This is a genomic window from Paraglaciecola sp. (assembly GCF_039942875.1).
In the GTDB taxonomy this organism is placed as follows: Bacteria; Pseudomonadota; Gammaproteobacteria; order Enterobacterales; family Alteromonadaceae; genus Paraglaciecola.
In genome coordinates this window covers 43,572-70,105 of sequence record NZ_JBDVBQ010000032.1, presented here as the reverse complement: position 1 = coordinate 70,105, position 26,534 = coordinate 43,572, and the positions used below count along the sequence as shown (strand labels likewise).

Genomic DNA, 26,534 nt, shown 5'->3' with positions numbered 1-26,534 from the left:
AATTGTGATAGTTCTGTGAGGAATTCACAATCAGCGTCATTCATAATAAATGACTTTTTATTATGTGAGCAAAATATATGTCTCTATTAAAAATGGTTAAACCACCAGTTTATCTTTTTCTTTATTGGTCGGTATTTCTAATTACCGGTATTTTGCTGCTTTTTACTGGTTGTGGAGGCTCAGGTGGAGCATCTGTATCAGATCAAAGCACTGCATCACCAGTAGTGCTGACAGGTGTGTTTGTTGACTCTGCTGTGCAAGGCTTGTCCTATACAACTGCCAGCCAATCTGGAGTGACCAATGAAGATGGGGAGTTTTCTTATATTCAAGGTGAAGCCGTCACCTTTTCTATTGGAGATATTCAGTTTCCCTCCGTTATAGCTCAAACTCTCATTACACCTCTTGATGTTTTCTCCGTTACAACAGTCAATGACATTCGAGTTTCAAATATGGCTCGTTTACTACAAACATTAGATCATGACGGCATACAGGGAAATGGTATAACCATTACTGATGAAGCGCACAATCAAGCTGTTGGCGTAGACATAGACTTTGCCGCAACAGATTTTTCATCACAGGTAGAAGACCTTGTAGCTAACGCAGGGGCTGTTAATACGTCTTTGATAAGCGAACAAGATGCTATTGGACATCTTAATTTAACGCTAGGTAATATGGCTACGACCAGAGGCTGTACAGCAGACTCCACAAAAATTGGCTATACAGGTACTTTTTCCACTTTAGCTCACAGTGTTTCTGGCATGGCTACTGTGATTGACGATTGTACTTTGAAGATTACCCAGTTTAACTTTGATGGTGCGGCACCTAATGTAAGATTTTATGGGGGGATAAACGGTAACTTTGCTGACTCAGAGGCATTTGCAATCGGTGAGCGTCTTGATGGGCGAAGTTATACAAATGAAACGATATTGTTAGAGTTACCAGAAGGTAAGTTTGTGGATGACTTTGATAGTTTGAGTGTTTGGTGCGTCGCCTTTAGTGCTGACTTTGGAAATCTACGTTTAGAAGCTCCCTAATTTACATTAATATTTTTTATATTTAAATAAAAAAGCCTTACAAGCATAACCTTGTAAGGCTGTTATTTTTTAGACGATATAGGTTATTTTATTTCAATAAGCTCAACATCAAATAATAAGGTCGCGTCTGGTCCAATTGTTTGACCGCTACCGCGTTGTCCGTAAGCTAGTTCAGACGGAATAGTTAGTTCAAACTTATCGCCCACATTCATTAACTGTAATGCTTCAACCCAACCTTGGATCACGCCCGTAACAGGAAACTCAGCAGGCGTTCCACGGTCGTACGAACTATCGAACTGAGTGCCATCAATCAGAGTACCTTTATAATGCACGACTACAGTTTGCTCTGAAGTTGGCATTGGGCCATCACCAGATACGACTTCTTTATATTGCAAGCCACTCTCAGTAACCACTACCCCTTCTTTTTTAGCATTTGCTTCAAGGTAGGCAAGGCCAGCAGCTTTATTTTTAGCGCTGTCTGCTTCTCTAGCAAGCTGCTGCTTTTCTTGTGCTTGTTGCTGAATAGTCGTGATGGTCTGGTTGATTTCTTCATCACTTAAGCGTGATGTAGCACCAGATTTCACATCATCTAATGCTAAGGTTAAAGCATTTAGGTCTAGCGTTAATCCGTCACGCTTAAATTGTCCTGCTAGGTTAGTTCCTACAATGTAACTTAACTTTTGTTCATTACTTGCTAACGCAGGATCTGCAGCTGCAGCCGCCGTGTCTACGGTGCTTTCTGCCGCAGTTTCTGGCGTACTTGTTTTATCATTGCCGCATGCAGCAAGAAATAAAGATGATGCCGTCAAAAAGGCAAGTGATTTTAATTTCATGTAATTTTCCTAAAATTGGAGGAGGTCTAATGTCACTATCGTAATTTGGCCAGATAAAAACAGATAAGAGTAATCTTCAAAAAGATACATAGGGTTTGATGCTTCAGTATTCAAGGGCAAGATCAAAAAAGCCCCGTTAATTATTTATTAACGAGGCTTTTTAATAAAACTAAGATGTTTTATTTTTTAGCAGCGTTACGCTCTTTTACTTCTGCAATAACTTTCTCAGATACAGCATTTGGACAAGGGCTGTAGTGTGAGAATTCCATTGAGAACTGTCCACGGCCAGAGGTCATAGTACGTAGGCTTCCGATGTAACCGAACATTTCAGATAGAGGAACGTCAGCTTTAACACGTACACCTGTTGCGCCGGCTTCTTGATCTTTGATCATGCCACGACGACGGTTTAAGTCACCGATAACATCACCAACGTGATCGTCAGGCGTAAATACGTCAACTTTCATGATTGGTTCAATTAACTGAGGACCAGCCTTAGGAATTGATTGACGGAATGCACCTTTAGCGGCGATTTCAAACGCAACCGCTGATGAATCAACTGCGTGGAAACCACCGTCGTATAATTCAACTTCAACGTCTAGTACTGGGAAGCCAGCTAGCACACCAGTATCCATCATGCCTTTAAAGCCTTTCTCGATAGCAGGGAAGAATTCTTTTGGTACGTTACCACCCACAACAACAGATTTGAAAGTAAAGCCTGTGTTAGCTTCGCCAGGTTTGATGCGGTAGTCGATTTTACCGAATTGACCAGAACCACCTGATTGCTTCTTATGGGTATAAGAATCTTCAACTTCTTGTGTGATAGTTTCACGGTATGCAACCTGAGGTTGACCAACTTCTAGTTCAACACCGTAAGTACGTTTCAAGATATCTACTTTGATATCTAAGTGAAGTTCACCCATACCAGATAGGATAGTTTCACCAGAATCTTCATCTGTTTCAACACGGAATGTTGGATCTTCTGCAACCATCTTACCGATAGCAATACCCATTTTCTCAGTTGAACCTTTATCTTTAGGCTTAACAGAGATTGAGATTACTGGCTCTGGGAATACCATAGCTTCTAGGATAATTGGATCTTTAGGATCACATAATGTGTGACCTGTTTGAACGTTAGATTTCATACCAACAATCGCGATGATGTCGCCCGCTTGCGCGCTGCTTAATTCATTACGGTCATCAGCTTGCATTTCACACATACGACCAATACGCTCAGTTTTACCTGTAGCTGCATTAAGGATAGTGTCACCTTTTTTCAACGTACCAGAGTAGATACGTACGAATGTTAAGGCACCAAAACGGTCATCGGTAATTTTAAATGCTAGCGCTTTAAAGGTTTCGTCAGCAGAAACAAGCGCATGTTTACCAGTTGGTTCACCTTCTTCATCTGTAAGAGGTTGAGGATCAACTTCTGTAGGTGAAGGTAAATAATCAACAACGGCGTCAAGAACAAGTTGAACACCTTTGTTTTTGAACGCAGAACCACAGTATGTTGGGAAGAAGTCCATAGTACGCGTACCTTTACGGATACAACGTTTGATATCTTCTATAGAAGGTTCTTCACCTTCCATGTAAGCCATCATTAGGTCATCGTCTTGCTCAACAGCAGTTTCAATTAACTGTTCACGGTACTCTTCTACTTTATCAACCATGTCCGCAGGCACATCTTTGATTTCGTAATTTTCTGGAAGGCCAGTGTCATCCCAAACGTAAGCTTTACGGGTAAGAAGGTCAACAACACCCACAAACTCGTCTTCGATTCCGATTGGTAAAACCATAACTAGTGGGTTGGCAGCTAGTACGTCTTTAGTCTGTTGAACTACACGATAAAAATCAGCACCCATACGGTCTAACTTGTTTACGAAGATAATACGTGCAACTTCTGAGTCATTCGCATAACGCCAGTTAGTTTCTGATTGAGGCTCAACACCACCAGAACCACAGAATACACCTACACCGCCGTCTAGTACTTTAAGTGAACGATATACTTCAACTGTAAAGTCAACGTGCCCAGGAGTATCGATAACGTTAAAACGGTGATCTTTCCAAAAACACGTTACAGCAGCTGATTGGATAGTTATACCACGCTCGGCTTCTTGTTCCATGAAATCGGTAGTAGATTCACCGTCATGTACTTCACCAGTCTTATGGATTTGGCCTGTAAGTTTAAGGATTCTTTCTGTAGTGGTCGTTTTACCCGCGTCAACGTGGGCAAAAATACCAATATTTCTGTATTTAGATAAATCGGTCATTGGTTCAACTTCATTGTGAGTAAAAATTGCGCGGGATTATACAAGATATTTCAACTAGATGCCGATTTTTCTTTTGTATAAAAATCAAGAAATTAAAAATAATCAGCTTATTTTTGAAAAATAAATTCAATTATTTGCTTTTAGATAATGATCTTTATGTTTGAAACCTTCTGATGTCATAAAATTATGACTTTAGAAGTTTTCTTTAAGCAAGTTCAGCATATCTTCAACAGAAAGGTTTGTGACCGTTTCGTTATTTGACAACAGCTTGTCGGCAAGATCTCGCTTATGTTGATGTAATGCCACTATCTTTTCTTCAATGGTGTTTTGCGTGATTAATCTATAAATGGTGACGGGCCTTTTTTGCCCCATTCTGTGAGCTCGGTCCGAAGCTTGCTCTTCTACCGCAGGGTTCCACCAAGGGTCCATATGAATCACGTAATCTGCAGCGGTTAAGTTTAAACCAGAGCCGCCTGCTTTTAGGCTAATTAAAAATACTTCACCGTCTCCACTTTGAAAGGCATTGACCCGTTTCTGGCGTTCTTTTTGTGGAGTTGCACCATCTAAATATTGATAACTAAATCCCTTGTTCTCTATATGCTGCCTAATTAGTTGTAAATGCCCTACAAACTGGCTGAAAATTAACGCTTTGTGATTATTGAGCCTAAGCTCTTGTAGTAACTCATCAAGAGCCGTAAGTTTAGCACTGGGTAAATTGGTTTCTGCCATGATGAGCTTGGGGTGACAGCATGCTTGGCGTAGCTTCATGAGTTCGGCAAGCATTTTTATCCGCTGATTGCCTGCCTGAGTTTGTTGACTGTCTTGGCTAATATTGTCGATGGCGTTAAGTCTTAAGGCTTCATAAAACGTCTGTTCTTTTTCACTCATTTTTACTTGAATATTAATTTCGGTACGGGGAGGTAACTCGGTTAATACTTGGCTTTTCATGCGCCGCAAAATGAAAGGCTGAATTAACGTTTTTAGTCCCTGACTAGCTTTTCTAGCGGCTAACTTATCTTCTTTGGCATTCTCTATTGGCAGCGAAAAGCGCTCGCCAAAACGTTTAACATTGCCAAGTAGCCCTGGGTTAATAAAGCGAAATAAACTCCACAACTCGGTTAAGTCGTTTTCAATTGGGGTGCCTGTGGTGATCATTTTAAAATCACCTTTTAGGGCAAAAGCGGCTTTACTACGTTTAGTCAAAGGGTTTTTCAGCGCTTGGGCTTCATCGGCAATTATACTGTGCCATTGTACGTGTTTAAGTATGTCGCTCTCTCTTTGCAATAGACCATAGCTAATGATGACACAGTCAAAAGGAGCTAAGTTGCGTAATAACATTTCACGTTGGGAGGTACTGGTGGCATCTGAGAATAGTTTTACATTTAGGGTAGGCGCAAACTTTAAGGCTTCTTGTTGCCAGTTAAAACAGACAGATGTCGGGGCAATCACTAAACTTGGCCCTTGGCTCGCACGAGACAAAAGTACCGCTAATGCTTGCAGGGTTTTTCCTAGCCCCATATCATCGGCTAAGCAGGCTCCTGCGCCCCAATGGGCAAGGCGAGAAGCCCAATCATATCCCTCTAATTGATAATCTCGTAGCTTTGCGTGAAAGGTAGATGGAATTTTAGGTTGAATTTCATTAGCTTGGTGCATCTTTTGAGTTTGTTGCTCCCAGGCATGAATGGTTTTCATACGCATACCCGTTGTAGCTGCTTCTATCTGCAAACTAGCCAATGGATGAAATTTACCCTGGTCTGTAACCTGATTGATTTGCTCTAATTTATGGCGCAAGTCTTCAGAAAGAGCGAGTACCTGCTCGCTACCAAGTTTAATAAATCTTCCATTGCTGGTGCCTACTAATTCTAATAGTTTGCGTATTTCAATCACCTGTTCGTGATTGACTTGCAAATTACCGTTTATATCAAACCATTCGCTTTTCTTACTGAAAGACAGCTGTAGTTGAGCACTATCAAGTTTTTGAGTTAAGTTTATTTTTTTGCCTTTGGGCCAGCGTAATATTAAATCAAAGGTGTTTTTAGTTAAGGTGGTTTCAAGTTGTTCAAGTATGGCTAACGCTTGCTGTAGGTCATCCTCAATTAATATATTGTCAGACATCTTCAAAAAAGCAGGGCAAGCTTGATCTAGCTGATCCAATAAAACTTCTTCTCGCAATAAGTCTCTTTGGGTGGCGACACGTTTTCCATTTATTTCAATTGTAAGGCTGGCGCTACCAATAGCTGGTTTGTATATGGGTCCTTGTTCTCCAAATGGCATGACGACACAGGTAAAGGTTAGGCCTTGTTGCGTTGGTTCAATGTTGACGATTAGATTAGGGTCGCATTCTTGATTATCTAGGCCTGTATCTAGTTCTGCTATATCAGATTGAATATTTAAAAAGGGGGCGATAGCAGATATACCGTCTAATGCTTTCTGTTTGGCTCTAAGTGGAATTAATAATCCCGATTCACCTATTATTTGGGCTACCTTAATGTGCTCTGGAGCAAAAACAGTGAGTTGATATGAGGTATTCGATAGTGATGTGAGGCTATACACACTTTGCTGTTCGTCTGCATCAATACCCACCGAAATATCGGCAATACTTAAACAAAGTTCATCACCTTGCTGGCTCACCAATAATTCTGGCTCTTTCTTATAAAGCTCAATAGCTTGGGTTACATTGCCTGCTTTGTATAAGTTTTTTATCCCCACAGCCGCTTCTAAAGCTGCAGCGCCTTGCAAAAAGTATTCTACTTTAGAGTAATATCCCCAACTCTGGTATGCGCCAATCGCCATACAAATTCTTTTGTCGCTGTCGGTTAGGTAATCAAATTTTTCGGGCTCCTCTTTCAAGCGCTTTAATGCGATTACTCGACCTTTGCTCCAGCCTGATTTATTTAACTTTTGCTCTCGGGGTATGAGGCTGTTTTCAAAGTCTGTTACCAATTCCCAAATTAAACGGGTAGATTTACTCGGTTGTAGCCCATCTGTTTCAGAATTAGTTTCTGCTGTTGGGCTAAGTGCAATAAGTTGATCTAGGGCTACATCCCATTGAGCTTTAATTTTTACCAAGTTAGCAATATCTAATAACTCTGATTTAAATCCTAAGGTTTGTTCACCCGGTCTATTAAAGTTCTCAGCTAGTTGCTGACATAAGTTGCCAAATAGAGGGTAAGCCAATTGATTAAACTTACCTTGGTGCTTCAAGGCTAACTTCAATAAATTGGGAGATTGATCTTGGTTGCACCAAACATTTGCTAGTAAATAATTAAAATAATTGAGCTGGTGGCAGAAAAAATCTATGTTTTCATCAACACAATGATACTTAACGTTGATATTATATTTTTGAGCTGTAGACAAACATCGAATTGGCCTAATTAAATTTGGTCCTAAGTTCGCAAAGTCACTATTAACTTTGCGATCGCTCTCTTCATTCTCTATTTGTTGCAATGCTATAGAGTAATAGTTTACGTCTTCTTGATTGCCTTGAATGATTAATGCGAGTTTATAGAAATATCCTAACACCCCACTCAAATATTGTTTTTTACGTTTAGTGAGCTTATTTTTCGCTAATAGGGCGTGCTCAAAGTAATCTATGGCTTGTTGGTTTTTACCGGTTAAAAAATAGTAAGTACCATAGAGCTGTAAAGCGTAGCTACTGTTATCGTGTTTGCTTAATAAGTTTTCAAAATCGGCTAAGCGCATTTGATATAAATATTGCTCGGCTAGTAAATACTGGCATTCAATATTTTGAATTTGGGTATTTGTGTCAGCGTGCGCAACACTCACTTGCTCTAAAAGTTGTATAGGATATTCGCAACTTTGTCCTTTTTTTTGAAATAACCTAAATAAGCTGGCAAAAGCTTGGTATTGAATACGGGGCGGTAAGGTTAGGAACGTTTTTAAATTAAAAGGTACAAACAGGATCTCTAACAAAACGTTGTTTTTATGATGATCAATGATTTGAGGGTTTCTATTAAACTGCAACGCTTTTTCCACAAGAGTAAGCCTCTCTAAGTAAAAGAAGTCGCGAATCACCCTTTGTTCGTCAATATTCTTTTTTTGCAAGCTTAGGCTATTCAGCACGGGTACTACTTGCTCAGCCGCCAAGACTACTTCTTCTAACTTTTGCTTGGCCGTTAACTCGTATTTACTGGGTAACAATTCGATTTTAGTGGTTAAAGTGTTAGCTAGTAACTTGTTAACTTGAATGCCATTTTTATCAGACTCTAATACATTTAGCAGTATTAGCTGCTTTTTTTGCTCGGGAGATAAGCGGTAATGGTTTTTGGATTCAGGTAAAAAGTCGTTTATATCCAGTATATCTATGACATGTTCTAACTTATTGATACCAATTGGCTTGTAGATAACTGAAAGAATAATTAACACACTTCTTTCTGCATCACTTAACTTTAAAAATGAACGGTATAAGTTATCAATTAGACGATGATTTTGTGGTTGAATTAATGAAGCAAGGGACATTTAATTGCCATTTATTAAGAACGTTTTGTTAAAGATAATTTTTCACAATGACCTAATTCAAAATGCTAAAGCAGGTGCTAATGGCAATGTGTAGTCTTGTATATAGTGAGCCTAACTCATTGGCATAACACGGTTACGTCCAAGGTTTTTAGCTTTATAAAGTTGTTTGTCGGCCTTTTCGACTAGAGCAAGTGGATTCATGCCTTTCAGTAATTCACCAATCCCTATAGATGCTGAAATATCACCAACCACTTGTCCGGTACGTTTGTCTTTAACGGTTATTTTTTCAATGGCTTTGCGCATTGATTCTGCAATACTTTTGGCTTTTGAAAAGTTGCTATTAGGAATAATAACAGCAAATTCTTCACCGCCAAACCTAAAGGCTTGGGCGCCATCTCGACAGGTAGCTTGTAGTTTTTTGGCAGTTGCTTTTAAGACTAAGTCACCCATAACATGGCCATAGGTGTCGTTTATTTTTTTAAAGTAATCAAGATCTACTATCAATAAAAATAAATTAGGGTTAAGTGCTTGTGATGCGAGCTCTTCATCAAAGTAACGTCTGTTACATAGCCCAGTTAAAGCATCATATAGTGCGTCTTGTTGACTTTTCTCTAGTTGTTCACGAAGGGCAATGATTTCATTTTGTGCTTCATTAAGTGACGCATTAAAACTGATAGTACTGCGTCTAATACTTTGCGTGTCTTTAACTAAATTACGCACTAAGGCCATTGCTTCCTCAATTGATAGCCCCTCTTTTTCTACTTTGGCTAAGTCATCAATGCAAGAGTCCATGGTTTCTTTAAAACTGGTGGTTTCAGTTCGCGTATCATGAAGAGACTGTGTCAACTCTATTAGCATAGCTTCGACTGACTGCCTTAATTCCCATGCCGATGTTTCTTCTTGTGCAGCAACATGGTTGCGATAAAGTTCTTTGGTTTTGATTGGAGACAATGCCTGCTTTTTTTCTAATGCGCTATCAATGGCCTCTTTTAGCTCTGGCAGTTCGTTTGAAGCATAGGTATACCAAAGTGCGTAATTAGTGGGCACTGCGGAAACCTTATGTTTTAACATAAGAGGGATTGTTTGTTTTAGAGTCTCGAAGGACTTTTCAAAACTGTTATCAGCCATTAAGTTGTTCTCTTATTTACACATCTAGTGTTTTACTTTAATTGAGTAGATCTTACTAGATTATATTATCAGACGATAAGGGGATATTTAAAATTATGTTAGTGAGTTAGCAAATTACGGCCGCAGTATACTTTAATATCAACATGCAATAATAAGTACCCACTCAGCTCACTTTCAATTCGGATGAAATATGCTCAAAGCTAACGTCGTCGTGGTTAGCAAATATGAATTGATGTACTATCTATCGACTTTTTTTGTTCATTTTAAACTGTTTAAATTGGGTTATTTAAGATCAATGCTTTTTATCAAAATTATATGTGGTTTAATTTTGTTGGGAGTGAGTTTTATTGTTAGAGGGTTTGATGCGGGTGAACACGCACTTATTGGTGATCTTGCATTTGAAAGTGCCAGTCTTGGTTTTTCAAATGAGATTCGAAACCTTGAAGTAGACACGTCGTTTAGTTATGGTCAATTAGTCGCTATGTCTGGTGATATGTACAAAAATGTTGAAGAAATTGCCCTAGGTGATGTTGGTGTATTAAATAGCTTTTTCAAAAGGAACCGTAAGAGCTTAAAAACATGTATCAACAAAGAAATTACGGTGATTAAAGAGGAGCGAGAATATAGCGGGCGTGATGATTTGGATTTTGCTAAAAAGAAACTTAGATGTGTATCTTTAGCTCACGATAATTTTTCTCATTTCGCATGGCATTATATTAAGGCGTATATCCACTTTCATAATCAAGCTTTGTGGTTTGCGCAATTAGCCTATTTAAAATGTGATGAATCAAGTTGGGAAAACGTCAAAACTGGTTGTGAAACCAAGCCAACGTTAGCCGAAACACATATCGATGGTGCTCCATATCGAGAGCGTTTGAAATCTAAATATCATCAGTTTCCCAAATTATTTCCAAGAACGAAATTAACTGAGCGATATCTTCGTAGATTGACAAAAGAGGATATTATTCACCTTGCTTTGTTTGCCAATGCATTCACTGACTCAAAGGATTATGCATGAAGTCAATTTTGTACCTATGGATTTTACTGGCAGGGGTATGCGCTACGCCTTTTAGTTTTGCACAACAATATGAAAATGAATCACTTGAAGCACTGCCGTCACATTGGTCACAAATGCGCATCAAAGAATCTGTATTTGGGGGGCTTGTACATGTTGTAGAAACAGGCACAAACCATAAAGAAACGATTATCTTGGTACGCGGTTTAGGCTACAGTGGGCTAAGAGATTGGATAGATGTTATCCCCCATTTAGAGAAAAACTACCATGTGGTTGCCCTAGATTTACCAGGATTTGGTGAGTCAGACTCAACATCATTACAACTTGCTCCACAAAGATACGCAGAATTGCTTAAGTGGCTAACCCCGCAATTTTCAAAGGATAAAGTTACTTTGGTTGGCCATTCAATGGGCGGTGCAATTAGTCTACGGTTTGCGTCCGAATTTCCAGACATGCTAGACAAACTTATAATGGTGGATACTGCGGGTATATTAAACCGTACGGTATTTGTAAGACATTTAACGCAAATGCCTGATAGGTACGAATGGCTGGCGCAATATCAACAACGATTTAAAATTGTTGATTCTACTGTAAACAAAGTTAACCGTTTCTTAAATCGTATTAGTGGTGCGGTGTTAACTCAATTAGATAAATTACCAGACCCGACTTTAGCTTTAATGCACAATGAGTTTGCACAAAAATATATATATAAAGATAGGCCGACATTAAATGCAGCAATAGGCTTAATAAACGAAGACTTTTCAGAGGCTATTTATGATTTTCTAGTACCAACACATATTATCTGGGGGGAGCTAGATAGGGTCACTCCGCTCAGAACCGGTGAATTATTGGCGTCTCAACTTATCAATGCTGAACTCCATGTGATTTCGGATGCAGGTCATGTACCAATGAAGGATAACGCTGATGAATTCTTGGTTCAGCTAGACTTAGCTTTACAGCAAGAGCCTGTTCAAAGCACTAAATTTAGTCTGAACGCTTCTAGTGTTGAAATACCGACGGATTTAATTTGTACCAATACTCACAACCAGACTTTTAGCGGTCATTACAAACGTATTATTGTCAAAGGTTGCAAGTATTTAACTTTAAAGAACATTACGGCTGAGAGTATTCATATCGAAAGCTCAGATGTGACTATGACAAACGTCAGTGTGGTATCTGATAAGGTCGCTATGATTGTGAACCAATCTTTCGTTTCAATAACTAATGCTTTTATAACAGGCAGAAACGCATTGCAGGTTAACACCAGCACAGTTGATGCCGCTGGTGTCACATTTGTAGCCTCTGGTGCAGCGGTTGACGTTATCGCAGACTCTTTAGTGTATTTATCAGTAAGTAAAACCATACAAGGTGATAACATTCTGTTTTTACATGGTATTTCCCAAGGTAATCAATTTGTTTTGCGCTAACTATAAAACCGTTATGCTTAATTTTTCTGAGTCTTGCTTTTGTTCGGTTAGGGCAATACTATAATCGAATAAAAACTATCAAGGTGAAGTAGGCTGCTAATGGTTTACTTAAATAACTAACTAAAAACCAAAGGGATCAAAAATGAAAAAGACCATAGCTATCGTTTTAAGTGCCACTTTATTGAGTTCATTTGCGGTCTTAGCACAACCTGCAAAAACAGCTAAACAAGCTGCTGGAGCTACAGAGGCGCGACAAGCAATTTTTAAACTTGTTAAAAGTAACGTTGGAATACTTGGTGCAATGAATAAAGGCGCTGTACCTTTTAACGCCGAGATTTTACAAACTAATTCAAAGCGTTTAGAGCAACTATCCTTGATGATTGAAGATTATTTTGCTTTAGATACCACTAAGTTTGACGTGAAAACAGAAGCTTTAGATGATATTTGGAAAAATAAAGCGGATTATAAAGAAAAAATTGATGCACTAACGGCTGCATCAATGAACTTAAATAAAGTCGCCACTGCTGGAGATGAAGGCAAATATAAATCTGCTATCGGCGGAATTTTTAAAACGTGTAAAGGTTGTCACGATAGTTACAAAGCTGACTAATTAGTTAAATCTAGATATAAAAAACCGCTTTTAAAAGCGGTTTTTTTATATCTATCAAACCATATTAATAGTAATAATCTACTTCAACAACAGGTGGGTTGATGGCTACTAACCAATATACAAAAGTCGCTATGAGCACTGCTATTACTGCCGCCAATAATAACCTAGAGCTTGGGATTGCTTCAGTAGATTTCACTTCTTTTTTACCGCTAAACATTGGGCTGATAAGGTCATGTTTTAATATAAAGCGATAATAAAAAATTGCTAACAAATGCACCACAATCAAGGCAAGTAGCACATTGAAAATATTGTGATGTAGCCACATCATGTAACCTTTTATTGCGTCGCTAGCACTGGCGTAATAAGGCCCTTCGTTAATAATGTCGTCAGTGATAAATAATCCACTAGTTGCCTGTAAACCCACTAACAGCAACACTGCTGGTAACATCCAGCCGCCCACAGAGTTATGTCCGACTGTAGGGGGGTGCTCTTTCGTTGTGAGGCTCTTTAGGTATGTCAACATAGATTTAGGGCCAGCTATAAAGTTACTAAATCTTGCGTAGGTAGTGCCAACAATGCCCCAAATAAGCCTAAATATTATTAGTCCTAATGTGAAGTAGCCTATGTAAAAATGGATGTCAGTGGCATCTTCTAGTATTTCAACAGTGAACCACTGGGCAAAAATACATATCACTAATAACCAGTGGAATAAGCGAACCGGAAGATCCCAAACTAAAAATTTTTGCATTAGTAATCCTCTTATTAAAAAAGTGTCTGAATAAAATCAACTTACTATATTAACTACGTGAAATAATTAGCTAATATTTCGTTGCTCTATCTATGTAATACATAGAGCGCCTATTTAAAAATAAGCCTAGTGAACCCAATGATACTTATGGGCTTTTTCATGCATCGCCTGTGTTGTGGCTTCAGGCATAAACAACTGATTATCATGCTCGAAGAAAAAGTCTTCTCTGACTTTTTTACTACCCACTTCATTCATGGTTGCTGAATCATAAACACGGCCATTGATTACCGTATAAGTGACATATTCACTGCGGCGTATATCAGTCAGTACATCACCATCAATAACCATTAAATCAGCCAGCTTACCTATTTCGATACTTCCTACTTGTTGGTTCATGCCTAAGTGGGTCGCTCCATCAATGGTGCCAGCACGTAATGCTTCCCAAGGTGTGAACCCTCCTTGCTCCATTATCCATAACTCCCAATGAGCGGCTAAACCTTCACGTTGGCCGTGAGCGCCAATATGTACGCTTACACCCTTATCTCGAAGAGCTTTAGCGTATTCAGCTACGGCGTAGTGATTGTATTGATTTTCTGGTGCGGTGGGACGTCTTATTGAGCGTCGGTCTACTAAAAAGCTTGGGGTATAACGCATTAAACGTTCATTCTTCCAGACCTCGGTTTTATCATAAAAGTATTCTTCTCCCATCATGCCACCGTAAGACACCACAAAAGTAGGGGTGTAGCCGAACTTTGTGGCTGACCATAGCTCGGTTAAGTCGTCATAACCTTTTGCGATAGGAAGTGAGTGCTCAAGTCCAGTATGGCCGTCTACTAGCATAGAGATATTCTGTTGAAATTTACCCCCGCCTTCTGGTACTACCATCATGCCTAGTGCTTTAGCTGCCGCGAGGACTTGCTGTCTAGTGTCACGTCTAGGTTGGTTATAACTCTTAACTGAAATAGCGCCAGTATCTTTTAATCTCTGTATATGAAATAAAGCATCGTCGTAACTATTAATAATCGCTTTATAACCTAACGCTTCTGCGCCATATAAAATGGTGCCAGTGGAATAAATGCGAGGGGCAATAATTTTCCCTGCTTTTTGTAATTCTGCTGCAGAGAATATTTCTGTAGTGTCATTTGAAGGATCATGAATACTGGTGACTCCAAAGGATAAAGCAGAGTACATACTCCAATTTTGCTGCGGGATAATTTCATTACTACCTTGGGAGCCATGGGCATGAGTATCAATTAGACCTGGCAGTATTGTTTTGCCTTCGGTGCTTATCATTAAGGCACCATCTGGGATTGCAATTTCTCCATTTTTACCAATTTTTTCGATTTTATTATCTTTAATAAGGACCACACCATTTTTAATGACTTCTTGTTCATTATCGGCATTACGCATAGTGACAATAGTACCGCCTACTAATGCCTTATAACCAGAAGGCTTATCTGAGGTTTGCTCAAATGATAAATCAATGCCTTCGGTAACAGGTTCAGGCAAAGGTTTAGTGCTACTCGTTATAAAGTCAAAGGTGTCATTTAAGTCCCTTTCATAAAATGTTGCGCCATGGTACCAACTGACACTTTGACTATTAGCGCTCCAAGTTAAAAATTCACCGGCTTTACTGGATATCTGTTTTACAGGTAATGATGACATTTTTGGACCAATACTGACCCGTTTTCCGGTATCAACAAAAGGCGCTATATATGCGTTATATTGATATACGAAAGCAACCCATTTTTTATCATGGGATAGTCTATATTCGGCTACCTTGTCTGCACCATATAAATGTTGGCGCTTATCTTCTCCATTTAAATCTACACTAATTAGCTGGGTTTCTGAGTAACTAGAACCAGCCACTGGGGTAGTCATGTAAACTCGTTTATTATCGCCTGCAAAGTGGGGAGCTGCACCTGATTTAGCAATACGACTGGTGTCTCCTGACTTTAGGTTACGGACATATATTCCAGGCTCAGTTGAGTATTCAGGGCTTAATAAATAGCCACCTGTTACTTTTTTATAGACAACTAGTTTTCCATCCGTTGAAAAACTTGGCTCGATGTAATGACCAGGCATTTTAGTGATGGCTTTGCCTTTCCCTCCTCTGGCTTTAACTATACTTACTGTGCCTAACTCTTGGTCGTTCCAAGTGGTGTAAACAATGTTTTTTCCATCGTTTGAGTATCTTGGATACAGCTCGTCATGGTTATTTTGTTTAGTTAGGCGCTTTGTTTTTCCAGACTTAATATCTTTTACATAAAGCTTGCCCAAGGCCTGGAACAAGATAGACTTCCCATTTGGTGACTTTTGAGCCCAGCGAGTCATTTTTATGGGGAAGGAATCTGGAGCTACATCTACATCTACCCTAAGAGCATTTGCATATTGCAATTCAGTTTTTACCGATACCGGGATGGTCTTTAACGATTGGTTTTTCAGGGATAGCTGGTGGAATTTACCAGCAGTCCAAAATACTAAATTTTTAGAGTCAGAAGTCCAGTCAAAATAGGCAAAATAGCCTTCTGAACCAAAGCCTTCTTGCATGTCGCGCTCCAGATCTAAATAAACTGCTTTTTCTAGACCAGTACTGAGGTTTTTAACAAAGAGTGCTGTTTTGTTTTTAACCCTGCGAATAAAGGCTAAGTGTTTTCCATCTGGTGATGGAGTAGGGACTATAGAGCCGCCAGTTCCACTTACAAATCGTTCTTCTTCACCTGTGGCTAATTCATAACGGGTGATGGCAAAAATACCTTTTAATGGATCACGGTTATAGCTAAAGGTGCTACCACCACTTACATCTTGGGTAAAATATAGATATTTCCCATCTGGCGAGAAAGCTGGATCTGCGATATTTTTTTGATCCTTTTTACCGTTAACTCGTTTTTTAATGGCCAACCCATCCCCACCTGCATGATGGTATAGCCAAATTTCTCCCGCTGGAATACTACGGCTAGACATAATACCTTTACTAACCGCTATGTACTGTCCGTCTGGACTCCATTTCGGTGAGTGTATGAGATTGTATTTTTCTGTACTTACTTGTTTTAAATTAGTGCCGTCTAAATTCATCACCCACAGATTAGATAATCCACCACGGTCAGAGATAAATGCGATTTTTTTGCCGTCTGGACTAACCGCTGGGTGTATATTCCATGCAAAGTCTTGGGTGAGGGCTTTGGCATCGCCACCTGCAGAGTCAACAATAAAAATATCCCCCAACATATCGAAAACTATATGTTTATCATCAGGGGTAATGTCTAAACTTGACCATGTTGTTTCGTCAGTACTAATAGATACCGTGGATAAATCTAAAGGTGGAGAAAGCACATCCCACTCTTTTTTATTTTCAGTTTGTTTATCTTCAGCAAACGTTGCAAATGACAGGCTGAGCAAGTTAAACAAGCTGGCAGCAATGAATAGCTTTTTAGTCTTAGCTAACATGGTAGTTTCCCTGGTATTTTTATAATTTATTTTGTTGTAGCTAAGCGCTACTTTTATTCAGATTAACATGCTTGTGACTATTCGAATACTTTGCCGGGTTGTCATAGATAAGCAGTTACATATTAGGTTCATTGTGGACAACTTCAGACTATCAGTCGCTAGTATTAATGGCCACCTCCGCTGATGATTTGAACTTGGGCAATATCAGTATCACCTTTTAACACTTTTAGTATCCCGTCTTGGGTCAGTGTGCGCATACCGTCTTTCATGGCTTGTGCTTTCATCTCATGAACTGAGCCTTCTTTATAAATTAGGCCTCTGAGTTCACCTGTCATCGCAAGTAGTTCATGTACACCGGTTCTGCCTCGGTATCCTGTATCTCCGCACTCATCACAGCCTTTACCTCGATATAACATCAAGGGCTCAGCAAGATTTAACTCCTCAAGGTACTCCTCTCCATATTGACGCTTAATGAAGGCGAGGTCTGTATCACTGGCAGGATATTTTTCTTTGCAATTTGGACAGATTGTTCTGATAAGCCTTTGGGCCAATATCCCCACACAGGCATCAGAAAAGTTAACTGGGTCTAATCCTAGATCTAATAAACGGGAAATAGTTTCTGGGGCTGAGTTGGTATGTAAAGTAGAGAATACCAAGTGACCAGTAAGTGATGCTTCAATACCGGCATGAGCAGTTTCTTTATCTCGCATTTCACCTATGAGGATTACGTCTGGATCTGCCCTTAAAAATGCTCTTAATGCATTAGCAAAAGTGAACCCGATCTTTGCACTAACTTGGACTTGCTGCAGCCCAGGTTGGGTTATTTCTACGGGGTCTTCAGCTGTCCATATCTTCCGTTCTGGCGTATTAATATGACCTAATACTGCATGGAGAGTGGTGGTTTTACCTGAACCTGTAGGGCCAACTACTAGCATAATGCCGTGGGGCTTTTTAACTAACTCTAAGATCTTCTCATGGTTCCTAGGAGATAAGTTTAGCTTACTCATGGGGAGTGCGCCGCCAGCAGCCAAAATCCGCATCACTACACCTTCACCTGCAACGGTGGGGATAGTTGCTACACGTACTTCTATTAGTTGCCCTGACATACGAAATGCTAATTTACCATCTTGCGGTACGCGCTTTTCTGCAATGTTCAAATTAGACATGATTTTAATTCGAGCAATTACCGCACTATGGTGTGAGGCAGGTACTTGTGTTACGTCACGGCATACACCATCAATTCGCATTCTGACTCGAGTTGGCGCATTTTTTTCTGGATCTACATGAATGTCAGAAGCGTTTAAACGTTTTGCATCATGTAAGACCCGACTGACTAAACGTACTACCGCTGGAGCATCATCTGACATTTCATCTGTCTGCTCATCAATTTCATCTGCGGTTGTGCCAATTTCATCGAGGATTTCGTCCATGGCACCTGGGCCAGAACCCCCGCCAGATGCTTCACCTAAATACTGTAAAATTAAATTAGGTAGACTAACTGATATCTCATAGCTATCTATGCCTAGCGCACTTTCAATTTCCATCAACAATGTAGCATTGTTGGGCTCCGCCATAAGTACTATTGGGTTATCATTGATATCTGAGAGTACTGCAACAAAATTACGCTTTAGGTAAGACAGGTTTAACTTACTATCGCTTTGAAACAGGTGATACTTGTCAGGCAGATAAGGTAAAAAAGGCACTTGATAATGTACCGATAGCGCATTTCCTAGATTCTCTTCAGGAATTCTATGTTCTGACATTAAGCGTTGTACTAACTGTCTAGTGTCGTGACTGCTATCTTGTAGTTTCTTTAATTCTTTTTCAGAAATTAGGTTACGGTGAACTAAATAATCAAAGGGTTGGCTTGTACCGCCTAGTTCGTAGCGGAACTTTTTACCCATGATTTCTGCAATAGCATTGGCTAAAGCCAAATCTTGGGAAGAAAACCCCGTATCTTTTTTATTAATGACCTGCATGACGCCCATTAACACGCCTGAATCGAGTATGGGAATACAAATAATGTTGTGGGTTTTAAAAGTGGAGCCTTTATCGAATTTATCTGCAAACTTTAATCGTTTATGAATGCTGGCAAGTTCGTCTTTGTCATAGGGATCATTTATAACAAGCGGTAATTGACTTAATGCCACGTATCCTGCGATAGACATTGGACTGATTGGTACTTTGATTTCTCGAGTCTCTTTCCCCGTTTTATACCGAGCAACTAGGTCTTGATGTTGACGTCTACGCTGAAAAATACTCATTCTTTCGGCTTGAAAAAGATTCAGCAAAAAGGGTTCAAGCTTATGATATGCATCCATTAGAGATGGATAAGTAGCAAGTAGCTGGTTTATTCTATCGAGATGATTTTGATTGACGTCAGAATTCATTATTTTTTGTTAAACTACTGTTATTACTGACTACTATAACTGACGCAGGGGTAACCGCAAATAGGTTTTATTACTGCGGCTTGGGTACTTTGATTTAAAGCCTCCTATTTTACCTTTATCAAAGAAGCATAAAAATCGCCCCTATTTTGCCTATACCCGTGGTTTTTAAGTTTGTGAAAGTAAGTTTAAGAATTGTAATAGTGTCCAATTATCGACTGACCAACCATCTATATACAAGGTATTAAGAGAGTATATCCATCACCTTAAACCCAAAGTAGGCAAAACTAATTAGCTTCATAACGGATATAAATAATTCATGGGTTCAAAAAATATACATTTAATTTAAATTGTGGCTTGCATTAGGCTAAGGACTAAGTATAATTCGCGCCCACTTGTCCTAGAGACGGTGAGAGTTGGTAGTAACTAAAGTATAACTTTGTTTCAAAGCACGTTAGTTCATTATAGGCCAACAGAAAAAAACAGAGCCCCAATTGTGGGTTAATAGTTTACATGCATCCTCCTACCAAATATTAAATGGTGGTGTGGATGATTTTTTTTGTTCTTTCGATTGGAGCTTAATCGATGCCAAATCAAAGAATTCGTATTCGTTTGAAAGCGTTTGATCACAAGTTGATCGATCAGTCTACGGCTGAAATCGTTGAAACTGCGAAGCGTACAGGTGCTCAGGTTAGCGGTCCTATTCCACTACCTACACGTAAAGAGCGTTACACAGTACTTACTTCACCTCACGTAAATAAAGATGCACGTGATCAGTATGAAATTCGTACACATAAGCGTTTGGTGGATATCATTGAGCCTACTGATAAAACAGTAGATGCATTAATGAGATTGGACTTGGCTGCCGGTGTTGATGTTCAAATCAGCCTGGGCTAACAAGAGAGGTTTTTAACATGGCGATTGGAATAATCGGTCGTAAAGTAGGTATGACTCGCATCTTCACTGAAGATGGTGTGTCAATTCCTGTGACTGTTATTGAAGCCACTCCTAATCGTGTTACTCAGTTACGTACTGAAGAAACCGATGGGTATAAAGCGCTTCAAGTCACCGCTGGTGATAAAAAAGCTAACCGCGTTAATAAAGCAGCAGCAGGTCATTTTGCTAAAGCTGGCGTGGAAGCAGGCCGCGGTTTATGGGAATTCCGTTTAGACGGCAACGAAGGTGAAGGTATTGAAGTAGGCAGTGAAATTACTGTTGAAATCTTTAACGACACTAAATTAGTTGACGTTGTAGGAACTTCTAAAGGTAAAGGTTTTGCTGGTGCTATTAAGCGTCACAACTTTAGCCACCAACGTAACACACATGGTAACTCATTATCGCATCGTGCACCTGGTTCGATTGGTCAAAACCAATCACCTGGTAAAGTTTTCAAAGGTAAGAAAATGGCCGGTCAGATGGGTAACAAGCGTGCAACAGTGCAGTCTTTGGACGTAGTACGAGTTGACACTGAGAACAATCTTTTATTAGTAAAAGGTACGGTTCCTGGTGCAGCTGGTGGCGATGTCATTATCAAAGCTGCTGTCAAAGCGTAACGTCTGAGGAGTTAAGTGATGGAATTAGTATTGAAAGACGCTCAAAGCGCTCTTGAAGTATCCGAAGCAACCTTTGGACGTGATTTTAACGAAGCTCTAGTACATCAAGTAGTAGTAGCGTTCGGTGCAGGAGCTCGTCAGGGTTCTAAAGCACAAAAAACACGCTCTGAAGTACGTGGTGGTGGTGCCAAGCCTTGGCGTCAAAAAGGAACAGGTCGTGCCCGTGCTGGTACAATCCGTAGTCCTATCTGGCGTTCTGGTGGCGTAACATTTGCTGCTAAGCCGCAGGATCACAGCCAAAAGGTTAACAAAAAGATGTACCGTGGTGCGATACAAAGCATCCTTTCAGAATTGGTACGTCAAGAACGTTTAATCGTGGTTGAAAAATTTGCAGTTGAAGCACCGAAAACTAAAGAATTAATTTCTAAGTTAGACGCGCTTGAACTTAAAGATGTACTTATTGTGACATCAGAAGTTGATGAGAATTTATTCTTGTCAGCACGCAACTTATATAAAGTTGACGTTCGTGATGTTCAGGGTATTGACCCAGTAAGTCTTATTGCATTCGAAAAAGTATTGATGACTGCTGATGCAGTTAAACAATTAGAGGAGTCGCTAGCATGATAAATGAAGAGCGTCTACTTAAGGTGTTATTAGCACCACATGTTTCTGAAAAAGCAACGCTATCTGCTGAAGTAAACAACACAGTTGTTTTGAAAGTAGTCAAAGATGCGAACAAAGAAGAAATCAAAGCAGCAGTTGAAAAATTGTTTGAAGTTGAAGTTGATTCTGTTCGTACCCTAAACGTTAAGGGTAAAACCAAGCGTCACGGTGCATCTTTCGGTAAGCGTAAAGACTGGAAAAAAGCCTACGTTGTGCTTAAAGAAGGTCAAGACATCGACTTTGCTGGCAGCGAAGGTTAAGAAGGGGATTAGATATGCCATTATTGAAAGCTAAGCCGACTTCTCCTGGTCGTCGTCACGTAGTTCAGGTAACCAACCCTGATCTACACAAAGGCGCTCCATATGCTCCTTTGCTTGAAAAGAACAGCAAATCGGGTGGCCGTAACAACAATGGTCGCATTACCGTGCGTCACATTGGTGGTGGTCACAAGCATCATTATCGTGTTATCGATTTTAAACGTAACAAAGACGGCATTCCTGCCAAAATTGAGCGTTTAGAATACGATCCAAACCGTTCTGCAAACATCTGCTTAGTTTTATATGCAGATGGTGAACGTCGTTATATTTTAGCGCCTAAAGGGGCTAAAGCTGGCGATGCGATCCAGTCTGGTTCTGATGCACCGATTAAATCAGGTAATACTTTACCAATGCGTAACATTCCAGTAGGTACTACGGTACACGCTATTGAAATGAAGCCTGGTAAAGGTGCTCAAATTGCTCGTTCTGCAGGTGCTTACGCACAGATACTAGCGCGTGCCGAAGGTTATGTAACTCTTCGTCTACGTTCTGGTGAAGTACGTAAAGTATTGGCAGATTGCCGTGCCACCATTGGTGAAATCGGTAATGCAGAACACATGCTACGTTCACTTGGTAAAGCCGGTGCGAACAGATGGCGCGGTATCCGCCCAACTGTACGTGGTGTTGCCATGAACCCAGTAGATCACCCACATGGTGGTGGTGAAGGTCGTACCTCTGGTGGCCGTCATCCAGTATCACCTTGGGGCGTACCTACTAAGGGTAAGAAAACACGTAGTAACAAGCGTACTGATAAATTAATCGTACGTCGTCGTAATAAGTAACAGCGAGGATTCACCATGCCACGTTCTCTCAAGAAGGGTCCATTTATAGACCTACACTTGCTGAAGAAGGTCGAGGCTGCAGTGGAGAAAGGCGAGAAAAAACCAATCAAAACTTGGTCTCGCCGCTCTATGATCATCCCAGATATGATTGGGTTGACCATTGCAGTCCATAACGGTCGCCAACACGTTCCTGTATTTGTCAGTGACGAAATGGTCGGCCACAAATTGGGCGAATTTGCTCCAACGCGTACTTACCGTGGCCATGTCGCGGATAAGAAAGCCAAGAGATAGGAAATAGATTATGGAAGCTTTTGCTAAACATCGTCATGCTCGTACCTCTGCTCAAAAGGCACGCTTGGTAGCAGATCAAATTCGTGGTTTACACGTTGAAAAAGCACTTGAAGTTCTGGCTTACAGCCCGAAAAAAGGTGCGGATCTAGTCAAAAAAGTACTAGAGTCAGCGATTGCGAACGCCGAACATAACGAAGGTGCAGATATTGACGAATTGACAGTATCTAAAATCTTTGTTGACGAAGGTCCAACTATGAAGCGTATCAAGACTCGAGCGAAAGGTCGTGCTGATCGTATTTTTAAGCGTAGCAGTCACATCACTGTTGTTGTGTCTGATAACTAGGAGAAGATAATGGGACAGAAGGTACATCCTACAGGTATACGCCTGGGTATCAGCAAACCATGGACATCTACCTGGTACGCTAATACTGCAGATTATGCAGATAACTTGTTTAATGATCATCAGGTTCGTCAGTTCCTGACTAAGGCACTTAAGAGTGCTTCACTTTCTAAGATCGTTATCGAACGTCCAGCGAAAAGCATTCGTGTGACTATTCACACTGCTCGTCCTGGTGTTGTTATCGGTAAGAAAGGTGAAGACGTTGAGAAGCTACGTAAGCATGTATCTAAGCTAGCCGGTGTGCCAGCTCAGATCAACATTGCTGAAGTACGCAAGCCTGAATTAGACGGTCAACTTGTTGCAGACAGCATCGCTAACCAATTAGAGCGTCGTGTAATGTTCCGTCGCGCTATGAAGCGAGCGGTACAGAATGCAATGCGAATTGGCGCTAAAGGTATCAAAGTTGAAGTAAGTGGTCGTTTAGGCGGCGCTGAAATTGCTCGTTCAGAGTGGTATCGTGAAGGACGTGTGCCATTGCATACATTCCGTGCAGATATTGACTATGCAACATCAGAAGCAGCAACTCAATACGGTATCATTGGCGTAAAAGTATGGATCTTCAAAGGTGAAGTATTAGGTGGCATGCCACTTACTCATGAGCAGCCTGCTGCCGCACCGAAGAAGAAGGGCCGTGCTCCTAAGCGTGAGGGATAATTATGTTACAACCTAAACGTATGAAGTTCCGTAAAATGCACAAAGGTCGTAACCGTGGCTTTGCCGCTGGTAGCGACGTTAGTTTTGGTACTTACGGGCTAAAAGCAATTGGACGTGGTCGTATGACTGCTCGTCAAATTGAAGCTGCTCGTCGTGCTATGACTCGTGCAGTTAAACGTCAAGGTAAAATCTGGATACGCGTTTTCCCTGATAAGCCAATTACTGAGAAGCCTCTAGAAGTGCGTCAAGGTAAAGGTAAGGGTAACGTTGAATATTGGGTATGCCAAATTCAGCCAGGTCGTGTGCTATATGAAATGGAAGGTGTTCCAGAAGAAGTAGCACGTGAAGCCTTTGAATTGGCAGCATCTAAATTGCCATTTAAAACTACTTTTGTAACTCGGACGGTGATGTAATGAAAGCCACAGAACTGAAAGAAAAAAGCGTAGAAGAATTGAATGCAGAGCTATTAAACTTGCTTCGCGAACAATTCAACTTGCGAATGCAAGCGAGCACAGGTCAGCTTGAAAAAACTGACGGTCTTCGTAAAGTGCGTCGCAGTATCGCGCGTGTTAAAACCATTCTGACTGAAAAGGCTGCTGCATAATGACTGAAAAAACAGTTCGTACAGTACAAGGTCGTGTGGTCAGCAACAAAATGGACAAGTCCATTACTGTTGCAGTAGAACGCAAAGTGAAGCACCCTATTTATGGGAAATTCATCAAACGTACTACTAAGCTACATGCACATGACGAAACTAACCAATGTAACGAAGGTGACGTAGTAACAGTACGTGAATGTCGTCCTTTGTCTAAGTCCAAAAACTGGATGTTAGTAGACGTTATCACTAAAGCTTAATTGTTTTAGTTTTAAATACAAAAGGCGCTTATCGCAAGATAAGCGCCTTTTTTGTTTGCTACGTATAAAGAAAGCTTCAATTATTAGTTAAATACGATTATATCCCTCTGAAATGTGCAAACAATGTAGAGGTTGCAGCTATTCCGCTTTTCTCAATGAACCTTTTATCTATTTACTATTCTGAGCACAAGATTCAACTTTTTGTGTTTAAGGATATAAATGTCACAGTTTAGAAATAAAATTCTTCGTTTTACCGCTTTTGCTATACCAGTTATTTTATATGGATGCTCTCTAGAAGAGGAAGAAGATAGTAGCGGTACAGGATACTATCAATTTGTAAATTTAGCGCCCCAATCACCTGCTATAGAGTTTGTTGTAGATGATTCTACTATAGATGAGCTTGATTACGCACAGGCCACAGATTATGAAAACGTCAGTACCGGTAGCTACGATATAGAATTCAATCAAATATTACCTAACTCAGAAGAAGATAATTTTATCGATGATGAAACTCTGCACGTTGATAAGAAAAAGCTACATTCTTTTATACTTTACGGAGATGCATCTAGTCCTAGTTCGTTTGAAATGGAAATGGATATTTCTGATGTATATGATGACGACTTTGAAGACGGCTACGGGATGATACAGTTTGTTAATCTGGTTAATACTGCAGAAACAGTGGACATGTATTTAATTGAAGCGGATGAAAATTTACTGAATAAAACTGTAGATTATACTCTAGCTCAAGCTGACTCTAGTGGCGATGCAGAAGTAACGGAGGGGGACTATAAGATTGTTTTTACTGAATCTGGAACCGACACAATTCTTGCTCAAAAGAATGACATTGAGATAGATGAAGGTGATGCTACAACTTTTATTCTTGTAAGTTACGAAGTAGCAGGAAGTTCTGATGTCCGCTACAAGATTATAGAGTTAAGTGACAGTGGCGCCAGAGCGTTAACCAATGAAGCGGAAGATGCACATATAAGAGTTGCTAACGGTATCAGTAATACGTCCGGCATATCGGTCGCTACAGGTGATAGTACTAATGTTATTGAAACATATATAGGGCTTGGAGCGTTATCTTACGATATTGAAGTTACCCCAAGTGTGTCTGATGAAGCAGAATCTACTACTGTTTATGTGTTAAATAGCGAAGATGACACGGAGTTAGAGGAAACAACCTTTAATGTGTATGCCGATGATCAAATTTTATTGCTAAGTGCCGGTGATGCAACAACAACAGTTTCTTTAAATGAAACGGATGAAGATTTACGTATTATTGAAACCCACGGTAAACTCCTATTTTCCCACGCAATATATTCTGAAAATGATGAGTCTTTAGAAATTGTTATTGTTGAACAGGGAGGTGATCCAGATTCGTATGATGCTGAACTGTCTGTGGGTTATTTAGAGTCAGAAAGTTATGAAATAGAAGCGGGGAGTTATGATATTTATATATATGACTCAAGTGATGAATTGTTATTAGACTATACAATTTATGATTTACAAGAAGGCGGGGTAGTTAATCTAATTTCTACAGATTTTGATTACGGTGGCTCCCCTTATCAAATAACTGAGTATGTAAACTAGCCTTACGTTTACCCCTGAATTTATTAAAAGGCGCTATCGTAAGATCAG

23 protein-coding genes are annotated in these 26,534 nt (G+C 40.0%); 16 read left to right on the top strand and 7 right to left on the bottom strand.

Going from position 1 to position 26,534, the window contains the following annotated elements; translation table 11 throughout:
• Nucleotides 1-77 precede the first annotated feature (77 nt).
• A complete protein-coding gene (locus tag ABJE44_RS11395) occupies nucleotides 78-1,034 on the top strand; it encodes a DM13 domain-containing protein (RefSeq protein ID WP_348110569.1) in 957 nt (318 codons plus the stop codon).
• Between the two features lie 83 nt (nucleotides 1,035-1,117).
• Here the strand turns inward: ABJE44_RS11395 and ABJE44_RS11390 are convergent, their stop codons facing one another.
• The 4 genes from ABJE44_RS11390 to ABJE44_RS11375 form a co-directional block, all read right to left on the bottom strand.
• Nucleotides 1,118-1,867 carry an FKBP-type peptidyl-prolyl cis-trans isomerase gene (locus ABJE44_RS11390; protein WP_348110568.1) on the bottom strand — a complete coding sequence of 250 codons (750 nt, stop codon included), beginning with the start codon at nucleotides 1,865-1,867 and terminating at the stop codon, nucleotides 1,118-1,120.
• Nucleotides 1,868-2,046: 179 nt separating this feature from the next.
• A complete protein-coding gene (fusA, locus tag ABJE44_RS11385; protein WP_348110567.1) occupies nucleotides 2,047-4,137 on the bottom strand; it encodes an elongation factor G in 2,091 nt (696 codons plus the stop codon).
• Between the two features lie 192 nt (nucleotides 4,138-4,329).
• Entirely contained in the window at nucleotides 4,330-8,616 is a 4,287-nt protein-coding gene (locus ABJE44_RS11380; RefSeq protein ID WP_348110566.1) for a DEAD/DEAH box helicase, read from the bottom strand.
• Nucleotides 8,617-8,727: 111 nt separating this feature from the next.
• A complete protein-coding gene (locus ABJE44_RS11375) occupies nucleotides 8,728-9,744 on the bottom strand; it encodes a GGDEF domain-containing protein (RefSeq protein ID WP_348110565.1) in 1,017 nt (338 codons plus the stop codon).
• 295 nt (nucleotides 9,745-10,039) lie between these two features.
• Between ABJE44_RS11375 and ABJE44_RS11370 the strand changes: the two genes are divergently transcribed.
• The 3 genes from ABJE44_RS11370 to ABJE44_RS11360 all read left to right on the top strand — a co-directional run bounded on the left by ABJE44_RS11370 (nucleotide 10,040) and on the right by ABJE44_RS11360 (nucleotide 12,796).
• Nucleotides 10,040-10,762 carry a hypothetical protein gene (locus ABJE44_RS11370; RefSeq protein ID WP_348110564.1) on the top strand — a complete coding sequence of 241 codons (723 nt, stop codon included), beginning with the start codon at nucleotides 10,040-10,042 and terminating at the stop codon, nucleotides 10,760-10,762.
• Nucleotides 10,759-12,186, top strand: a complete 1,428-nt coding sequence (locus tag ABJE44_RS11365; RefSeq protein WP_348110563.1) for an alpha/beta hydrolase — start codon at nucleotides 10,759-10,761, stop codon at nucleotides 12,184-12,186. The genes ABJE44_RS11370 and ABJE44_RS11365 overlap by 4 nt, the downstream gene beginning before the upstream one ends.
• Nucleotides 12,187-12,328: 142 nt before the next feature.
• Nucleotides 12,329-12,796 (top strand): cytochrome c, encoded by a 468-nt coding sequence (locus ABJE44_RS11360; protein ID WP_348110562.1) that lies wholly within the window; start codon nucleotides 12,329-12,331, stop codon nucleotides 12,794-12,796.
• A gap of 64 nt (nucleotides 12,797-12,860) precedes the next feature.
• On the opposite strand, the gene ABJE44_RS11355 is transcribed toward ABJE44_RS11360, so the two are convergent.
• From ABJE44_RS11355 to ABJE44_RS11345, 3 genes are all read right to left on the bottom strand, one after another.
• Nucleotides 12,861-13,544 (bottom strand): cytochrome b/b6 domain-containing protein, encoded by a 684-nt coding sequence (locus ABJE44_RS11355; protein WP_348110561.1) that lies wholly within the window; start codon nucleotides 13,542-13,544, stop codon nucleotides 12,861-12,863.
• A gap of 126 nt (nucleotides 13,545-13,670) precedes the next feature.
• Nucleotides 13,671-16,991: an amidohydrolase family protein gene (locus ABJE44_RS11350; RefSeq protein ID WP_348110560.1), complete on the bottom strand. Its 3,321-nt coding sequence runs from the start codon at nucleotides 16,989-16,991 to the stop codon at nucleotides 13,671-13,673.
• A gap of 164 nt (nucleotides 16,992-17,155) precedes the next feature.
• Nucleotides 17,156-19,381 (bottom strand): ATPase, T2SS/T4P/T4SS family, encoded by a 2,226-nt coding sequence (locus tag ABJE44_RS11345; protein ID WP_348110559.1) that lies wholly within the window; start codon nucleotides 19,379-19,381, stop codon nucleotides 17,156-17,158.
• A gap of 582 nt (nucleotides 19,382-19,963) precedes the next feature.
• Between ABJE44_RS11345 and rpsJ the strand changes: the two genes are divergently transcribed.
• The 12 genes from rpsJ to ABJE44_RS11285 all read left to right on the top strand — a co-directional run bounded on the left by rpsJ (nucleotide 19,964) and on the right by ABJE44_RS11285 (nucleotide 26,486).
• The gene (gene rpsJ, locus ABJE44_RS11340; RefSeq protein ID WP_006012796.1) at nucleotides 19,964-20,275 is read left to right on the top strand and encodes a 30S ribosomal protein S10; all 312 of its coding nucleotides are present in this window, start codon (nucleotides 19,964-19,966) and stop codon (nucleotides 20,273-20,275) included.
• 17 nt (nucleotides 20,276-20,292) lie between these two features.
• Nucleotides 20,293-20,931 (top strand): 50S ribosomal protein L3, encoded by a 639-nt coding sequence (rplC, locus tag ABJE44_RS11335; RefSeq protein WP_348110558.1) that lies wholly within the window; start codon nucleotides 20,293-20,295, stop codon nucleotides 20,929-20,931.
• A gap of 18 nt (nucleotides 20,932-20,949) precedes the next feature.
• Nucleotides 20,950-21,555, top strand: coding sequence for a 50S ribosomal protein L4 (gene rplD, locus ABJE44_RS11330; protein ID WP_133471902.1), 606 nt, complete (start codon nucleotides 20,950-20,952; stop codon nucleotides 21,553-21,555).
• Nucleotides 21,552-21,854 carry a 50S ribosomal protein L23 gene (gene rplW, locus ABJE44_RS11325; protein WP_133471901.1) on the top strand — a complete coding sequence of 101 codons (303 nt, stop codon included), beginning with the start codon at nucleotides 21,552-21,554 and terminating at the stop codon, nucleotides 21,852-21,854. Before rplD ends, rplW begins: the two co-directional genes overlap by 4 nt.
• A gap of 14 nt (nucleotides 21,855-21,868) precedes the next feature.
• Complete coding sequence (gene rplB, locus ABJE44_RS11320) at nucleotides 21,869-22,693, top strand: 50S ribosomal protein L2 (protein ID WP_133471900.1); 825 nt, start codon at nucleotides 21,869-21,871, stop codon at nucleotides 22,691-22,693.
• Nucleotides 22,694-22,708: 15 nt separating this feature from the next.
• Nucleotides 22,709-22,984, top strand: coding sequence for a 30S ribosomal protein S19 (gene rpsS, locus ABJE44_RS11315; protein ID WP_014107406.1), 276 nt, complete (start codon nucleotides 22,709-22,711; stop codon nucleotides 22,982-22,984).
• Between the two features lie 10 nt (nucleotides 22,985-22,994).
• Nucleotides 22,995-23,327 carry a 50S ribosomal protein L22 gene (gene rplV / locus ABJE44_RS11310; RefSeq protein WP_133471899.1) on the top strand — a complete coding sequence of 111 codons (333 nt, stop codon included), beginning with the start codon at nucleotides 22,995-22,997 and terminating at the stop codon, nucleotides 23,325-23,327.
• A gap of 9 nt (nucleotides 23,328-23,336) precedes the next feature.
• Entirely contained in the window at nucleotides 23,337-24,038 is a 702-nt protein-coding gene (rpsC, locus tag ABJE44_RS11305; protein WP_133471898.1) for a 30S ribosomal protein S3, read from the top strand.
• 2 nt (nucleotides 24,039-24,040) lie between these two features.
• Nucleotides 24,041-24,451, top strand: a complete 411-nt coding sequence (gene rplP, locus ABJE44_RS11300; protein WP_133471897.1) for a 50S ribosomal protein L16 — start codon at nucleotides 24,041-24,043, stop codon at nucleotides 24,449-24,451.
• Entirely contained in the window at nucleotides 24,451-24,642 is a 192-nt protein-coding gene (rpmC, locus tag ABJE44_RS11295; protein WP_133471896.1) for a 50S ribosomal protein L29, read from the top strand. The genes rplP and rpmC overlap by 1 nt, the downstream gene beginning before the upstream one ends.
• A complete protein-coding gene (gene rpsQ, locus ABJE44_RS11290; protein WP_348110557.1) occupies nucleotides 24,642-24,893 on the top strand; it encodes a 30S ribosomal protein S17 in 252 nt (83 codons plus the stop codon). Before rpmC ends, rpsQ begins: the two co-directional genes overlap by 1 nt.
• 219 nt (nucleotides 24,894-25,112) lie before the next feature.
• On the top strand, nucleotides 25,113-26,486 hold the full coding sequence (locus tag ABJE44_RS11285; protein ID WP_348110556.1) for a DUF4397 domain-containing protein: 1,374 nt from the start codon (nucleotides 25,113-25,115) through the stop codon (nucleotides 26,484-26,486).
• Nucleotides 26,487-26,534 lie beyond the last annotated feature (48 nt).

Bases quoted from the DNA above. Each gene is read 5' to 3' on its own strand.
- ABJE44_RS11375 (WP_348110565.1), bottom strand. From the start codon at position 9,744: ATGGCTGATAACAGTTTTGAAAAGTCCTTCGAGACTCTAAAACAAACA.
- ABJE44_RS11285 (WP_348110556.1), top strand. From the start codon at position 25,113: ATGTCACAGTTTAGAAATAAAATTCTTCGTTTTACCGCTTTTGCTATA.
- fusA (WP_348110567.1), bottom strand. From the start codon at position 4,137: ATGACCGATTTATCTAAATACAGAAATATTGGTATTTTTGCCCACGTT.
- rplW (WP_133471901.1), top strand. From the start codon at position 21,552: ATGATAAATGAAGAGCGTCTACTTAAGGTGTTATTAGCACCACATGTT.
- rplV (WP_133471899.1), top strand. From the start codon at position 22,995: ATGGAAGCTTTTGCTAAACATCGTCATGCTCGTACCTCTGCTCAAAAG.
- rpsC (WP_133471898.1), top strand. From the start codon at position 23,337: ATGGGACAGAAGGTACATCCTACAGGTATACGCCTGGGTATCAGCAAA.
- ABJE44_RS11380 (WP_348110566.1), bottom strand. From the start codon at position 8,616: ATGTCCCTTGCTTCATTAATTCAACCACAAAATCATCGTCTAATTGAT.
- rpsJ (WP_006012796.1), top strand. From the start codon at position 19,964: ATGCCAAATCAAAGAATTCGTATTCGTTTGAAAGCGTTTGATCACAAG.
- ABJE44_RS11355 (WP_348110561.1), bottom strand. From the start codon at position 13,544: ATGCAAAAATTTTTAGTTTGGGATCTTCCGGTTCGCTTATTCCACTGG.
- rpsS (WP_014107406.1), top strand. From the start codon at position 22,709: ATGCCACGTTCTCTCAAGAAGGGTCCATTTATAGACCTACACTTGCTG.
- ABJE44_RS11345 (WP_348110559.1), bottom strand. From the start codon at position 19,381: ATGAATTCTGACGTCAATCAAAATCATCTCGATAGAATAAACCAGCTA.
- ABJE44_RS11395 (WP_348110569.1), top strand. From the start codon at position 78: ATGTCTCTATTAAAAATGGTTAAACCACCAGTTTATCTTTTTCTTTAT.
- ABJE44_RS11360 (WP_348110562.1), top strand. From the start codon at position 12,329: ATGAAAAAGACCATAGCTATCGTTTTAAGTGCCACTTTATTGAGTTCA.
- rpmC (WP_133471896.1), top strand. From the start codon at position 24,451: ATGAAAGCCACAGAACTGAAAGAAAAAAGCGTAGAAGAATTGAATGCA.
- rplC (WP_348110558.1), top strand. From the start codon at position 20,293: ATGGCGATTGGAATAATCGGTCGTAAAGTAGGTATGACTCGCATCTTC.
- rplP (WP_133471897.1), top strand. From the start codon at position 24,041: ATGTTACAACCTAAACGTATGAAGTTCCGTAAAATGCACAAAGGTCGT.
- rplD (WP_133471902.1), top strand. From the start codon at position 20,950: ATGGAATTAGTATTGAAAGACGCTCAAAGCGCTCTTGAAGTATCCGAA.
- rplB (WP_133471900.1), top strand. From the start codon at position 21,869: ATGCCATTATTGAAAGCTAAGCCGACTTCTCCTGGTCGTCGTCACGTA.
- rpsQ (WP_348110557.1), top strand. From the start codon at position 24,642: ATGACTGAAAAAACAGTTCGTACAGTACAAGGTCGTGTGGTCAGCAAC.
- ABJE44_RS11365 (WP_348110563.1), top strand. From the start codon at position 10,759: ATGAAGTCAATTTTGTACCTATGGATTTTACTGGCAGGGGTATGCGCT.
- ABJE44_RS11390 (WP_348110568.1), bottom strand. From the start codon at position 1,867: ATGAAATTAAAATCACTTGCCTTTTTGACGGCATCATCTTTATTTCTT.
- ABJE44_RS11370 (WP_348110564.1), top strand. From the start codon at position 10,040: ATGCTTTTTATCAAAATTATATGTGGTTTAATTTTGTTGGGAGTGAGT.
- ABJE44_RS11350 (WP_348110560.1), bottom strand. From the start codon at position 16,991: ATGTTAGCTAAGACTAAAAAGCTATTCATTGCTGCCAGCTTGTTTAAC.